Source organism: Enterobacter sp. KB-280D8 (genome assembly GCF_041399405.1).
GTDB lineage: Bacteria > Pseudomonadota > Gammaproteobacteria > Enterobacterales > Enterobacteriaceae > Enterobacter > Enterobacter cloacae_N.
In genome coordinates this window covers 1-13111 of sequence record NZ_JBGKEC010000014.1, presented here as the reverse complement: position 1 = coordinate 13111, position 13111 = coordinate 1, and the positions used below count along the sequence as shown (strand labels likewise).

Annotated in this window: 14 protein-coding genes; all 14 read left to right on the top strand. The window is 55.9% G+C overall.

Annotated elements, in window-relative coordinates; translation table 11 throughout:
* Positions 1-47 precede the first annotated feature (47 nt).
* The 14 genes from AB8818_RS21360 to hisP all read left to right on the top strand — a co-directional run bounded on the left by AB8818_RS21360 (position 48) and on the right by hisP (position 12949).
* Positions 48-1061: an aspartate-semialdehyde dehydrogenase gene (locus AB8818_RS21360; RefSeq protein ID WP_192983217.1), complete on the top strand. Its 1014-nt coding sequence runs from the start codon at positions 48-50 to the stop codon at positions 1059-1061.
* Positions 1061-1873, top strand: coding sequence for a tRNA pseudouridine(38-40) synthase TruA (gene truA, locus AB8818_RS21355; RefSeq protein ID WP_008502600.1), 813 nt, complete (start codon positions 1061-1063; stop codon positions 1871-1873). Before AB8818_RS21360 ends, truA begins: the two co-directional genes overlap by 1 nt.
* Before the next feature lie 28 nt (positions 1874-1901).
* The gene (locus tag AB8818_RS21350) at positions 1902-2561 is read left to right on the top strand and encodes a DedA family protein (RefSeq protein WP_116338522.1); all 660 of its coding nucleotides are present in this window, start codon (positions 1902-1904) and stop codon (positions 2559-2561) included.
* A gap of 154 nt (positions 2562-2715) precedes the next feature.
* Positions 2716-3621, top strand: coding sequence for an acetyl-CoA carboxylase, carboxyltransferase subunit beta (gene accD / locus AB8818_RS21345; RefSeq protein WP_003861408.1), 906 nt, complete (start codon positions 2716-2718; stop codon positions 3619-3621).
* A gap of 70 nt (positions 3622-3691) precedes the next feature.
* Positions 3692-4960: a bifunctional tetrahydrofolate synthase/dihydrofolate synthase gene (gene folC / locus AB8818_RS21340; RefSeq protein ID WP_192983215.1), complete on the top strand. Its 1269-nt coding sequence runs from the start codon at positions 3692-3694 to the stop codon at positions 4958-4960.
* The gene (gene dedD, locus AB8818_RS21335) at positions 4950-5648 is read left to right on the top strand and encodes a cell division protein DedD (RefSeq protein WP_163330278.1); all 699 of its coding nucleotides are present in this window, start codon (positions 4950-4952) and stop codon (positions 5646-5648) included. Before folC ends, dedD begins: the two co-directional genes overlap by 11 nt.
* 252 nt (positions 5649-5900) lie before the next feature.
* Positions 5901-6389 (top strand): colicin V production protein, encoded by a 489-nt coding sequence (gene cvpA / locus AB8818_RS21330; RefSeq protein ID WP_000262116.1) that lies wholly within the window; start codon positions 5901-5903, stop codon positions 6387-6389.
* Positions 6390-6422: 33 nt separating this feature from the next.
* Positions 6423-7940 carry an amidophosphoribosyltransferase gene (purF, locus tag AB8818_RS21325; protein WP_116338528.1) on the top strand — a complete coding sequence of 506 codons (1518 nt, stop codon included), beginning with the start codon at positions 6423-6425 and terminating at the stop codon, positions 7938-7940.
* Between the two features lie 88 nt (positions 7941-8028).
* On the top strand, positions 8029-8598 hold the full coding sequence (locus tag AB8818_RS21320) for a UbiX family flavin prenyltransferase (protein WP_116338529.1): 570 nt from the start codon (positions 8029-8031) through the stop codon (positions 8596-8598).
* A 290-nt stretch (positions 8599-8888) separates the two neighbouring features.
* Complete coding sequence (gene argT / locus AB8818_RS21315; RefSeq protein ID WP_116338531.1) at positions 8889-9671, top strand: lysine/arginine/ornithine ABC transporter substrate-binding protein ArgT; 783 nt, start codon at positions 8889-8891, stop codon at positions 9669-9671.
* A 226-nt stretch (positions 9672-9897) separates the two neighbouring features.
* Positions 9898-10680, top strand: coding sequence for a histidine ABC transporter substrate-binding protein HisJ (hisJ, locus tag AB8818_RS21310; protein WP_008502592.1), 783 nt, complete (start codon positions 9898-9900; stop codon positions 10678-10680).
* An 87-nt stretch (positions 10681-10767) separates the two neighbouring features.
* Entirely contained in the window at positions 10768-11454 is a 687-nt protein-coding gene (locus AB8818_RS21305) for a histidine ABC transporter permease HisQ (RefSeq protein ID WP_048961437.1), read from the top strand.
* Positions 11451-12167 carry an ABC transporter permease gene (locus AB8818_RS21300; protein ID WP_028013953.1) on the top strand — a complete coding sequence of 239 codons (717 nt, stop codon included), beginning with the start codon at positions 11451-11453 and terminating at the stop codon, positions 12165-12167. The genes AB8818_RS21305 and AB8818_RS21300 overlap by 4 nt, the downstream gene beginning before the upstream one ends.
* 8 nt (positions 12168-12175) lie before the next feature.
* Complete coding sequence (hisP, locus tag AB8818_RS21295; RefSeq protein ID WP_116338533.1) at positions 12176-12949, top strand: histidine ABC transporter ATP-binding protein HisP; 774 nt, start codon at positions 12176-12178, stop codon at positions 12947-12949.
* Positions 12950-13111: the final 162 nt, after the last annotated feature.

The following is a 13111-nucleotide window of genomic DNA, read 5'->3' as shown; positions in this document are numbered from 1 at the left end:
TCGGATACGCCGACAGGGACGCTTTTTTATTTCTGGAGTAAACCACCATGTCTGAAGGCTGGAACATTGCCATTTTAGGTGCCACGGGTGCCGTGGGTGAAGCCCTGCTCGAAACCCTTGCTGAGCGTCAGTTCCCGGTGGGAGAAATTTATGCTCTGGCGCGCACCGACAGCGCGGGCGAGCATCTGCGTTTTGGCGGTAAATCCGTCATGGTTCAGGACGCGGCAGAGTTTGACTGGACTCAGGCGCAGCTGGCGTTTTTTGCCGCGGGGGCTGAGGCGACGGCGTCTTACATCGAAGATGCGACCAATTCGGGCTGTCTGGCGATCGACCTGAGCGGTCTCTTCTCCCTGGTGCCGGACGTGCCGCTGGTGGTCCCGGACGTCAACCCCTTTGTGCTGGCTGACTACCGTAACCGCAATATCATCGCGGTCCCGAACAGTCTGACCAGCCAGCTGCTGACCGCGCTGAAGCCGCTGATTGACGACGGCGGCCTGTCGCGTATCACCGTGACCAGCCTGCTGTCCGCCTCGGCAAATGGCAAAAAGGCCGTCGACGCGCTGGCAGGGCAAAGCGCGAAGCTGCTGAACGGCATCCCGATTGACGAAGACGATTTCTTCGGTCGCCAGCTGGCATTCAACATGCTGCCGCTGCTGCCGGATCGTGAAGGTTCCGTGCGCGAAGAGCGCCGTCTCGTCGACGAAGCGCGCAAGATTCTGCAGGACGAGGGGCTGATGATTTCCGCCAGCGTCGTGCAGTCGCCGGTCTTCTACGGCCACGCGCAGATGGTCGGTTTTGAAGCGCTGCGCCCGCTCGCGGCAGAAGAAGCGCGCGATGCGTTTGGCCGCGGTGAAGACATTGTCCTTTCCGAAGAGAGCGAGTTCCCGACGCAGGTGGGCGACGCTACCGGCAGCGCGCATCTCTCCGTTGGCTGCGTGCGTAACGACTACGGTATGCCGGAGCAGGTTCAGTTCTGGTCCGTTGCGGACAACGTTCGCTTCGGCGGCGCGCTGATGGCGGTCAAGATCGCCGAGAAGCTGGTGCAGGAGTATCTGTACTGATGTCAGACGTGGAACAAAAGCCGGTTCATAAAATTGCCCTCGGTATTGAGTACGACGGCAGTAAATACTATGGCTGGCAGCGTCAGAATGAGGTACGCAGCGTCCAGGAAAAGCTGGAGAAAGCGCTCTCTCAGGTGGCAAACGAGCCGATAAACGTCCTGTGCGCGGGACGTACGGACGCGGGTGTTCACGGCACGGGGCAGGTGGTGCACTTTGAAACCACCGCCGTGCGTAAGGATGCTGCCTGGACGCTGGGTGTAAATGCGAATTTGCCTGGTGACATCGCGGTGCGTTGGGTGAAAGCTGTGCCGGATGATTTTCACGCGCGCTTCAGCGCGACGGCGCGTCGCTATCGTTATGTCATTTACAACCAGCGTCTGCGCCCGGCGGTGTTAAGCCAGGGCGTGACGCATTTTTATGAACCGCTCGATGCAGAACGCATGCATCGCGCGGCGCAGTGTCTGATTGGTGAAAATGACTTTACGTCGTTTCGTGCGGTGCAGTGTCAGTCCCGCACGCCGTGGCGTAACGTCATGCACATTAACGTCAGTCGTTTTGGCGCGTATGTGGTGGTGGATATCAAAGCCAATGCCTTTGTACATCATATGGTGCGGAATATTGTAGGCAGCCTGATGGAAGTGGGTGCCGGACACCAGCCGGAGAGCTGGATTGCAGACCTGCTGGCAGCGAAGGACAGAACGCTTGCGGCAGCCACGGCGAAAGCGGAAGGACTGTATCTGGTCTCTGTAGACTATCCGGATCGGTTTGACCTGCCAAAACCGCCAATGGGCCCGCTGTTTTTAGCGGACTAAACAAAGGTGCAATTAAGGCTTAGACAATATGGACGTAATACGTTTTCTGATTGATTTCATTCTGCATATTGATGTTCACCTGGCGGAGCTGGTGGCGCAGTACGGCGTCTGGGTTTACGCCATTCTGTTCCTCATTCTGTTCTGTGAAACCGGGCTGGTCGTTACGCCGTTCCTGCCTGGCGACTCGCTGCTGTTTGTAGCCGGCGCGTTATCGGCGTTGCCCACCAATGATTTGAACGTGCATCTGATGGTGGTATTGATGGTGATCGCCGCGATTGTCGGGGATGCTGTCAACTATACGATTGGCAGGGTGTTCGGTGAGCGCTTGTTCAGCAATCCTGATTCGAAAATTTTCCGCCGCAGCTATTTAGACAAGACCCATGCCTTCTATGAACGTCATGGTGGAAAAACCATTATCCTTGCGCGTTTTGTGCCTATTGTGCGCACATTTGCACCGTTTGTGGCGGGAATGGGGCATATGTCCTATCGTCATTTTGCAATGTATAACGTCGCAGGCGCGCTGCTGTGGGTGCTACTGTTTACCTATGCAGGGTACCTGTTTGGCGATTTGCCGGTGGTTCAGGAAAACCTTAAGTTACTGATTGTAGCGATTATTGTGCTTTCCGTTCTGCCGGGCGTTATCGAAATCATTCGTCACAAACGTGCGGCGGCAAAACAAGCGAAGTAAATGCACACTGGCGGTTCGACCACTTTTTTATCCAAAGTTTCGGGCTGTTATGTTTTAATGTGCAACATTCATGGTCTGTTGGAGGCAAAAATGGCATTATTCGCCTCTTATAGCAAAACTGGCATACGACCAGGTTCAGGCAGAAAGGTTATCAATGAGCTGGATTGAACGAATTAAAAGCAACATTACCCCGACGCGCAAAGCGAGCATTCCTGAAGGGGTATGGACGAAGTGTGATAGCTGCGGCCAGGTTCTGTATCGTGCAGAACTGGAGCGCAATCTTGAGGTGTGTCCGAAGTGCGACCACCATATGCGTATGTCGGCGCGCAACCGCCTGCATAGCCTGCTGGACGAAGGTTCTCTGGTAGAACTGGGCAGTGAACTGGAGCCAAAAGATGTGCTCAAGTTCCGCGATTCCAAAAAATACAAAGATCGTCTGGCCTCTGCACAGAAAGAGACCGGCGAGAAAGACGCGCTGATCGTCATGAAAGGCACCCTGCATGAGATGCCGGTTGTTGCCGCTGCGTTTGAGTTCTCCTTTATGGGCGGCTCTATGGGCTCCGTGGTGGGCGCGCGCTTTGTGCGTGCCGTTGAGCAGGCGCTGGAAGACAACTGTCCGCTGATCTGCTTCTCTGCCTCTGGCGGTGCACGTATGCAGGAAGCGCTGATGTCCTTGATGCAGATGGCGAAAACCTCTGCAGCGCTGGCGAAAATGCAGGAGCGCGGTCTGCCGTACATCTCCGTGCTGACTGACCCAACCATGGGGGGCGTCTCTGCAAGCTTCGCGATGCTGGGCGACCTGAACATCGCTGAGCCAAAAGCACTGATCGGATTTGCCGGTCCTCGCGTCATCGAGCAGACCGTTCGTGAAAAGCTGCCGCCTGGCTTCCAGCGCAGTGAGTTCCTCATTGAGAAAGGCGCTATCGACATGATCGTCCGCCGCCCTGAAATGCGCCTGAAACTGGCCAGCATTCTGGCGAAGCTGATGAATCTGCCAGCGCCGAACCCGGATGAGCCGCGCGAAGGCGTGGTGGTACCGGATCAGGAACCCGAGGCCTGATAACTGAAAAGGGCAGGGCCAGATGGCGCTGCCCTTTTGCTTTATAACCTGTTAATGACAACCGGGCATTATGGAAAATAAAAGCATTCCCCAAGCCACGTCGCCCCTGGCCGCGTGGCTTTCTTATCTGGAAAACCTGCACAGTAAAACCATCGATATGGGGCTTGATCGCGTAAGTCAGGTTGCCGCGCGTCTCGACGTGCTGAAACCGGCGCCTTTCGTGTTTACCGTCGCCGGAACTAACGGTAAAGGCACCACCTGCCGCACGCTGGAAGCTATCCTGATGGCAGCCGGTTACAAGGTTGGCGTTTACAGCTCTCCGCACCTGGTGCGCTATACCGAGCGCGTACGCGTGCAAAACAGCGAGCTGGCGGAATCTGCCCATACGGCGTCGTTCGCGGCTATCGAAGCTGCGCGCGGGGAAACCTCATTAACCTATTTCGAATACGGTACCCTGTCGGCGCTGTGGCTGTTTAAACAGGCGCAGCTGGACGTGGTAATTCTGGAAGTTGGCCTGGGCGGGCGTCTGGATGCCACCAATATGGTGGATGCGGACGTGGCGGTGGTCACCAGCATCGCGCTGGATCACACTGACTGGCTGGGCCCGGACCGTGAAAGTATTGGCCGCGAAAAGGCCGGTATTTTCCGCGCAAATAAGCCCGCCGTGGTCGGCGAGCCGGACATGCCGCACACCATCGCTGATGTAGCAAACGAGAAGGGCGCACGGCTCCTGCGCCGCGGCGTTGACTGGCAGTATGAGGTACAGGACAACGGCTGGCGCTTCAGCGATGCACAGGGTGCGCTGGACAACCTGCCGCTGCCGCAGGTACCACAGCCTAACGCGGCAACCGCGCTGGCGGCACTGCGCGCCAGCGGATTAGCTGTCAGCGAGCAGGCTATCCGCGACGGTATTCAGAGCGCAATTCTGCCGGGGCGTTTCCAGATCGTCAGCGAGTCACCGCGTCTGATCCTGGACGTGGCGCACAACCCGCATGCGGCGGCGTATCTCGCAGGACGTCTCAAATCGTTACCAAAAACCGGGCGCGTGCTGGCGGTTATCGGTATGCTTCATGATAAAGATATCGGCGGGACGCTGGCCTGCATGGAGAGTGTGGTCGATAGCTGGTATTGTGCTCCTCTGGAGGGGCCGCGCGGCGCGACCGCTGAGCAGCTGATGGAACATCTCGGCAAAGGCGCAATCTACAGTAGCGTGGCGCAGGCCTGGCATGCCGCGATGGCGGAGGCTAAACCAGAAGATACCGTGCTGGTGTGTGGCTCTTTCCACACGGTGGCACATGTCATGGAAGTGATGGACGCGGGGAGAACCGGTGGCGAGTAAGTTTCAGAACCGTTTAACAGGAACCATTGTGCTGGTCGCGCTCGGGGTAATTATTCTTCCCGGGCTGCTCGACGGGCAGAAAAAACATTATCAGGACGAGTTTGCAGCCATTCCGCTGGTGCCGAAGCCGGGCGACCGCGATGAGCCGGATATGCTGCCTGCGGCGACGCAGGCGCTGCCTGCTCAGCCGCCTGAAGGGGCGGCGGAAGAAGTTCGCGCGGGCGATGCCGCTGCACCGTCACTCGATCCGTCGCGTCTGGCGGCGAATAACAACATCGAGATCGATCCGGTACCGGTAGAGAAGCCTAAGCCTGTTGAAAAACCGAAGCCGGTAGAGAAACCGCAGCCGAAGCCACAGCAACAGCCACAGCGGGATAAAGCGGCAGAGCAGCTGGCTGCTGCGTCTGAAACCCCACCGCCGGCGAAGCAAGACGCGGCCCCGACCGGCAAAGCCTACGTTGTGCAGCTGGGGGCGCTGAAAAACGCCGATAAAGTCAACGAGGTTGTCGGTAAACTGCGCAGCGCGGGATATCGCGTTTACACTTCACCTTCCACGCCGGTGCAGGGTAAAATTACCCGTATTCTCGTGGGGCCGGAAGCGTCGAAAGACAAGCTGAAGGGGTCGCTCGGCGAGCTGAAGCAGATCTCCGGGCTGAGCGGTGTGGTGATGAGCTACAGCGCGAACTGATAAGATCTATCCCTCACCCCGGCCCTCTCCCCAAAGGGGAGAGGGTGAAAGTCGCATTGAGCGCGTTTGTATCATACTGCATCGTACCGTCCCCTCTCCCCTTTGGGGAGAGGGTTAGGGTGAGGGGCGTTGAACATTTTTTCAGCGCCTTTTTTATTTACGCGCGGGAAGGAAATCCCTACGCAAACGTTTTCTTTTTCTGTTAGAATTCGCCCCGAACTGGATGACAGGGCGTTTAATCGTGGGACACATATGGTCTGGATTGATTACGCCATCATTGCGGTGATTGGTTTTTCCTGTCTGGTTAGCCTGATCCGTGGCTTTGTTCGTGAAGCGTTATCGCTGGTGACATGGGGCTGTGCTTTCTTTGTCGCCAGTCATTACTACACTTACCTGTCTGTCTGGTTCACGGGCTTTGAAGATGAACTGGTCCGAAATGGAATCGCCATCGCGGTGCTGTTTATTGCGACGCTGATTGTCGGCGCTATCGTAAATTATGTGATAGGTCAGCTGGTCGAGAAAACCGGTCTGTCAGGAACGGACAGGGTACTCGGGATCTGTTTCGGGGCGTTGCGAGGCGTGCTGATTGTGGCCGCGATCCTGTTCTTCCTGGATACCTTCACCGGGTTCTCCAAAAGTGAAGACTGGCAGAAATCGCAGCTCATTCCGGAGTTCAGCTTCATCATCAGATGGTTCTTTGACTATCTGCAAAGCTCGTCGAGTTTTTTGCCCAGGGCATAAACCCTGAGATGTGGCTTAACGAGGAAAAGACGAATGTGCGGTATTGTCGGTATCGCCGGTTTCATGCCGGTAAACCAGTCGATTTATGACGCGTTAACGGTGCTTCAGCACCGTGGGCAGGATGCTGCGGGTATCATCACCATTGATGCAAACAACTGCTTCCGTTTACGTAAGGCGAATGGCCTGGTAAACGATGTGTTTGAAGCCCGCCATATGCAGCGTCTGCAAGGTAATATGGGGATCGGTCACGTTCGTTATCCTACTGCTGGCAGTTCCAGCGCCTCTGAGGCACAGCCTTTCTACGTCAACTCACCGTATGGCATCACGCTTGCCCATAACGGCAACCTGACCAACGCCCATGAGCTGCGTAAGAAGCTGTTCGAAGAGAAACGTCGCCACATTAACACCACCTCTGATTCAGAAATCCTGCTCAATGTGTTCGCCAGCGAGCTGGATAACTTCCGTCATTACCCGCTGGAAGCAGACAATATCTTCGCTGCCATTGCTGCGACCAACCGCCAGATCCGCGGTGCGTACGCCTGCGTGGCGATGATCATCGGTCACGGTATGGTTGCCTTCCGCGATCCAAACGGCATTCGTCCGCTGGTGCTGGGTAAGCGCGACCTTGGCGATGGCCGTACCGAATATATGGTTGCCTCTGAGAGCGTGGCGCTGGATACCCTGGGCTTCGAATTCCTGCGCGACGTTGCGCCGGGCGAAGCGGTCTATATCACTGAGAAGGGCCAGCTGTTTACCCGCCAGTGTGCTGACAACCCGGTCAGCAACCCGTGCCTGTTTGAATACGTCTACTTCGCCCGTCCGGATTCGTTCATCGACAAAATCTCCGTATACAGTGCGCGCGTGAACATGGGCACGAAGCTCGGCGAGAAGATTGCCCGCGAGTGGGACGATCTCGACATCGACGTGGTTATTCCTATCCCGGAAACCTCCTGCGATATCGCCCTGGAAATTGCCCGTATTCTGGAAAAGCCATACCGTCAGGGCTTCGTGAAGAACCGCTACGTTGGCCGCACCTTTATCATGCCGGGCCAGCATCTGCGCCGTAAGTCCGTGCGCCGTAAGCTGAACGCCAACCGCGCGGAATTCCGCGACAAGAACGTTCTGCTGGTGGATGACTCCATCGTTCGCGGCACCACCTCTGAGCAGATTATCGAGATGGCGCGCGAAGCGGGTGCGAAGAAAGTCTACCTGGCATCTGCCGCGCCGGAAATTCGCTTCCCGAACGTGTACGGCATCGATATGCCAACTGCCAACGAGCTGATTGCTCACGGTCGCGAAGTGGACGAAATTCGCCAGATCATCGGTGCCGACGGCCTGATTTTCCAGGATCTGAACGATCTCATCGACGCGGTGCGCGCCGAGAACCCGGAAATTCAGCAGTTCGAATGCTCCGTGTTTAACGGCGTCTACGTGACGAAAGACGTTGACCAGCAGTACCTTGACTATCTTGATTCGCTGCGCAATGACGATGCGAAAGCCGTTCAGCTGCAAAACGATCTCGAAAGCTTAGAGATGCACAACGAAGGTTGATCTCTTCGCAGGTGAGGGCGCGTGCCCTCACTTGCAACTCCCCGCAAAATCCTGCACAGTCAGCCCAGAAATCAGCAAGGGCGAAATCATGAAACGACTCATTATTGGCATCAGCGGTGCCAGCGGCGCGATTTACGGCGTACGCCTGCTACAGGTTTTGCGTAACGTGGCAGAAGTGGAAACGCATCTGGTGATGAGCCAGGCGGCGCGACAAACCCTCTCCCTTGAAACGGATCTTTCCCTGCGCGATGTCCAGGCACTGGCAGACGTGGTTCACGATGCCCGCGATATCGCCGCCAGCATCTCCTCAGGCTCGTTTAAAACCGCCGGCATGGTTATCCTGCCCTGCTCAATTAAAACGCTCTCCGGGATTGTGAACAGCTATACCGACACCCTGGTGACGCGCGCGGCGGACGTGGTGCTGAAGGAGCGTCGCCCGTTGGTGCTCTGCGTGCGGGAAACGCCGCTGCATCTGGGCCATCTGCGCTTAATGACTCAGGCCGCCGAGCTGGGCGCGGTGATCATGCCGCCGGTACCGGCGTTCTATCACCGACCACAGTCGCTGGACGATGTGATTAATCAGACCATCAATCGCGTGCTGGATCAGTTTGACATCGACCTGCCCGAAGATCTCTTCACCCGCTGGCAGGGAGCCTGATTCTGTGCACAAATGCTGTGCATGAAAAGAGACGTTGCCCTGTTTCAGGGCAATTATGCAACGGCGATCATATCCTCGACATTTAATTCGCTTTTTCCCTTTTTCTCTTTCCGGTTCGTTCGGCAGACCTGCTATCTTTCACCATTAAGGCAATATCGCAACGTTTTATTAACATATTTAACGTCGAAGTTTTGACCAGACGGCAATGTGGCATAAGACCTGCAAGAGAAGCCTGCAACACAACACACAACACAATACATAATAAAATCACGGTACTTGAGGGTAAATGTATGAAGAAGACGGTTCTGGCTCTGTCTTTGCTGGTGGGGTTAAGTGCAGCAGCAGGTAGCTACGCAGCGCTTCCACAGACGGTTCGTATCGGTACAGACGCAACCTACGCGCCATTCTCTTCCAAGGATGCGAAGGGCGATTTCGTGGGGTTTGACATCGATCTGGGAAATGAAATGTGCAAACGTATGGAAGTGAAATGCACATGGGTGGGCAGCGACTTCGACGCGTTAATCCCGTCGCTGAAGGCAAAGAAAATCGACGCCATTATCTCGTCTCTCTCCATCACCGAAAAGCGTCAGCAGGAGATCGCGTTCTCTGACAAGCTCTACGCTGCGGATTCGCGTCTGATTGCCGCGAAAGGTTCCCCGATTCAACCGACCATCGACTCGCTGAAAGGCAAGCACGTTGGCGTACTCCAGGGCTCGACCCAAGAAGGTTACGCCAATGCCAACTGGCGCGAGAAGGGCGTCGACGTGGTGGCTTACCAGAACCAGGATCTGATCTACTCTGACCTGGCGGCGGGCCGTCTGGATGCCGCGTTCCAGGATGAAGTCGCCGCGAGCGAAGGGTTCCTGAAGCAGTCGGCAGGTAAAGACTACGCCTTTGCGGGCCCGTCCGTGAAAGACAAAAAATACTTTGGTGACGGCACCGGCATTGGCCTGCGCAAGGACGATAAAGAGCTTAAAGCCGCCTTTGACAAAGCGTTTGCCGAGCTGCGCAAAGACGGTACCTACGACAAACTGGCGAAGAAATACTTCGACTTCAACGTCTACGGTGACTAACGCATCACGGTGATGCACTGATGTGGTGCATCACGGGTGAGGATGATTCAATATGGTGCAGTCTGTGCACCATATTGGGTCGCTGTGTGCATACTTAAGCATTTATAATGCAAAAAATCCCGCCAGAAAGGCATTATTCTTTGCCTGACAGCAGGGATTAATGGCACATTAACCCCACCCCGTCGTCGTAAAAAAACCGTATGTAGACAGTTTGTTGAGGACAAATATGAAAAAACTCGTGTTGTCACTATCCCTCGTGCTGGCCTTTTCCAGCGCCACCGCGGCATTCGCAGCCATTCCGCAGAAAATCCGTATTGGTACTGATCCAACCTATGCGCCGTTTGAATCGAAGAATTCAAAGGGTGAACTGGTGGGTTTTGACATCGATTTGGCCAATGAGCTGTGCAAACGCATCAAAGCGCAGTGTACTTATGTAGAAAACCCGCTGGATGCGCTGATCCCTTCCCTGAAAGCCAAAAAAATCGACGTGATTATGTCCTCGCTTTCCATTACCGAGAAACGCCAGCAGGAGATTGCCTTCACCGACAAGCTCTATGCGGCCGATTCACGTCTGGTGGTGGCAAAGTCTTCAGACATTCAACCGACCCTCGAGTCGCTGAAGGGGAAACGCGTGGGCGTGCTGCAGGGCACCACGCAGGAAACCTACGGTAACGAACACTGGGCGCCGAAGGGGATTGAAATCGTCTCCTATCAGGGCCAGGAAAATATTTACGCAGACCTGACGGCAGGCCGTATTGATGCGGCATTCCAGGATGAAGTCGCGGCAAGCGAAGGCTTCCTGAAAACGCCGGTGGGTAAAGATTACAAGTTCGGCGGCCCGTCTATTAAGGATGTGAAGTTGTTTGGTGTAGGCACCGGAATGGGCCTGCGCAAAGAAGACAACGAGCTGCGTGAAGCGCTGAACAAAGCGTTTGCGGAAATGCGCGCTGACGGTACCTATGACAAGCTGGCGAAAAAGTACTTCGATTTCAATGTGTACGGCGGCTAATCGCTCCGTCAAATAACGTGCGGCCCCTCCCGCTGCGGGAGGGGATAAGACACGGTTTACCACTCACGATACGACAGGGCTCGCGGTATGCTGTACGGATTTTCTGGCGTTATTTTACAGGGCGCGCTTGTCACCCTTGAGCTGGCTATCAGCTCCGTGGTGCTGGCGGTGCTGATAGGTCTGGCGGGCGCAGGGGCGAAGCTTTCGGCTAACAAACCGCTGGCGCTCATTTTCGAAGGTTATACCACACTCATTCGCGGCGTACCCGATCTGGTGCTGATGCTGCTTATCTTTTACGGTCTGCAGATTGCGCTGAACAGCGTGACGGATGCGATGGGGATGGGACAAATTGATATCGACCCGATGGTGGCCGGTATTATTACCCTCGGTTTTATCTACGGTGCCTACTTCACGGAAACCTTCCGTGGCGCTTACATGGCGGTCCCAAGAGGACACATTGAAGCGGCAACCGCATTTGGTTTTACCTCTTCACAAACGTTTCGCCGGATCATGTTCCCGGCCATGATGCGCTATGCGCTGCCGGGCATCGGCAACAACTGGCAGGTTATCCTCAAAGCGACGGCGCTGGTCTCGCTGCTCGGTCTGGAAGACGTTGTTAAAGCGACTCAGCTGGCGGGCAAGAGCACCTGGGAGCCGTTCTACTTTGCGGTGGTCTGCGGCGTGATCTATCTGGTCTTTACGACCGTCTCCAATGGTGTGCTGCTTCTGCTCGAACGTCGCTACTCCGTGGGTGTGAAGAGGGCTGACCTGTGATTGAGATTATTCAGGAATACTGGAAATCCCTGCTGTGGACGGATGGCTACCGCTTTACCGGCGTGGCGATTACGCTCTGGCTGCTGATTTCTTCCGTGGTGATGGGCGGCATTCTGGCGGTGTTTCTCGCCATCGGCCGCGTGTCGAACAACAAGTTTATCCAGTTCCCGATCTGGCTGTTTACCTATGTGTTTCGCGGCACGCCGCTGTACGTGCAGCTGCTGGTGTTCTATTCGGGGATGTATACGCTTGAGATCGTAAAAGGCACGGAAATGCTGAACGCGTTCTTCCGCAGTGGCCTGAACTGTACGGTGCTGGCGCTAACGCTCAACACCTGCGCCTATACCACCGAGATTTTCGCCGGGGCCATTCGTTCCGTGCCGCACGGAGAGATCGAGGCGGCGCGCGCGTACGGCTTCTCCTCCGTGAAGCTTTACCGCTGTATTATTCTGCCTTCGGCGCTGCGTATCGCGCTTCCGGCGTACAGCAACGAAGTGATTTTGATGCTGCACTCCACCGCGCTCGCCTTTACCGCGACGGTGCCGGATCTGCTCAAAATCGCGCGCGATATCAACTCCGCGACCTATCAGCCGTTTACCGCGTTTGGCATTGCGGCGGTGCTCTATTTAATTATCTCTTATGTTCTGATTAGCCTGTTCCGTAAGGCTGAAAAACGCTGGTTGCAGCATATAAAACCTTCTTCGACGCACTGAGAAAGATGATGGCTGAGAACAAATTAAACGTTATTGATTTGCACAAACGCTACGGCGAACATGAAGTGCTGAAAGGGGTGTCGCTGCAGGCGAATGCGGGCGATGTGATCAGCATCATCGGCTCATCCGGCTCGGGTAAAAGTACCTTCCTGCGCTGCATTAACTTCCTCGAAAAGCCGAGCGAAGGTTCGATTGTGGTGAGCGGGCAGACTATTAACCTGGTCCGTGACAAAGACGGCCAGCTGAAGGTGGCGGATAAGAATCAGCTGCGCCTGCTGCGCACGCGCCTGACGATGGTGTTCCAGCACTTCAACCTCTGGAGTCACATGACGGTGCTGGAGAATGTGATGGAAGCACCGGTTCAGGTCCTGGGCCTGAGCAAGCAGGAAGCCCGCGAGCGCGCGGTGAAATACCTGGCGAAAGTGGGTATCGACGAGCGCCAGCAGATGAAGTACCCGGTGCACCTCTCCGGCGGCCAGCAGCAGCGTGTCTCTATCGCCCGCGCGCTGGCGATGGAGCCGGAAGTGCTGCTGTTCGACGAACCGACCTCCGCGCTGGACCCGGAACTCGTCGGCGAAGTGTTGCGCATCATGCAGAAGCTGGCCGAAGAGGGCAAAACGATGGTGGTGGTGACGCACGAGATGGGCTTCGCCCGTAACGTCTCGAACCACGTGATTTTCCTGCATCAGGGGAAAATTGAAGAGCAGGGCCACCCGGACGAAGTGCTGGCGAACCCGCAAAGCCCGCGGTTGCAGCAGTTCCTCAAAGGATCTCTGAAGTAAAGAAGGCATCAGCCCGCAGTGCAGCCCAACCGCCCGGTGGCGCTTCGCTTACCGGGCCTACGGGCCAGGCGTTCTCCCTCTCCCCGTGGGCTGAGGAATCCCCAGTAATTTATAAGCAGAAGCAATAAGGTTGTTTCAGAATGAGTTAAAGCTTTCAGCGAC

Coding starts and splice junctions, on each gene's coding strand:
- AB8818_RS21360 (WP_192983217.1), top strand. CDS start 48: ATGTCTGAAGGCTGGAACATTGCCATTTTAGGTGCCACGGGTGCCGTG.
- truA (WP_008502600.1), top strand. CDS start 1,061: ATGTCAGACGTGGAACAAAAGCCGGTTCATAAAATTGCCCTCGGTATT.
- AB8818_RS21350 (WP_116338522.1), top strand. CDS start 1,902: ATGGACGTAATACGTTTTCTGATTGATTTCATTCTGCATATTGATGTT.
- accD (WP_003861408.1), top strand. CDS start 2,716: ATGAGCTGGATTGAACGAATTAAAAGCAACATTACCCCGACGCGCAAA.
- folC (WP_192983215.1), top strand. CDS start 3,692: ATGGAAAATAAAAGCATTCCCCAAGCCACGTCGCCCCTGGCCGCGTGG.
- cvpA (WP_000262116.1), top strand. CDS start 5,901: ATGGTCTGGATTGATTACGCCATCATTGCGGTGATTGGTTTTTCCTGT.
- purF (WP_116338528.1), top strand. CDS start 6,423: ATGTGCGGTATTGTCGGTATCGCCGGTTTCATGCCGGTAAACCAGTCG.
- AB8818_RS21320 (WP_116338529.1), top strand. CDS start 8,029: ATGAAACGACTCATTATTGGCATCAGCGGTGCCAGCGGCGCGATTTAC.
- argT (WP_116338531.1), top strand. CDS start 8,889: ATGAAGAAGACGGTTCTGGCTCTGTCTTTGCTGGTGGGGTTAAGTGCA.
- hisJ (WP_008502592.1), top strand. CDS start 9,898: ATGAAAAAACTCGTGTTGTCACTATCCCTCGTGCTGGCCTTTTCCAGC.
- AB8818_RS21305 (WP_048961437.1), top strand. CDS start 10,768: ATGCTGTACGGATTTTCTGGCGTTATTTTACAGGGCGCGCTTGTCACC.
- hisP (WP_116338533.1), top strand. CDS start 12,176: ATGGCTGAGAACAAATTAAACGTTATTGATTTGCACAAACGCTACGGC.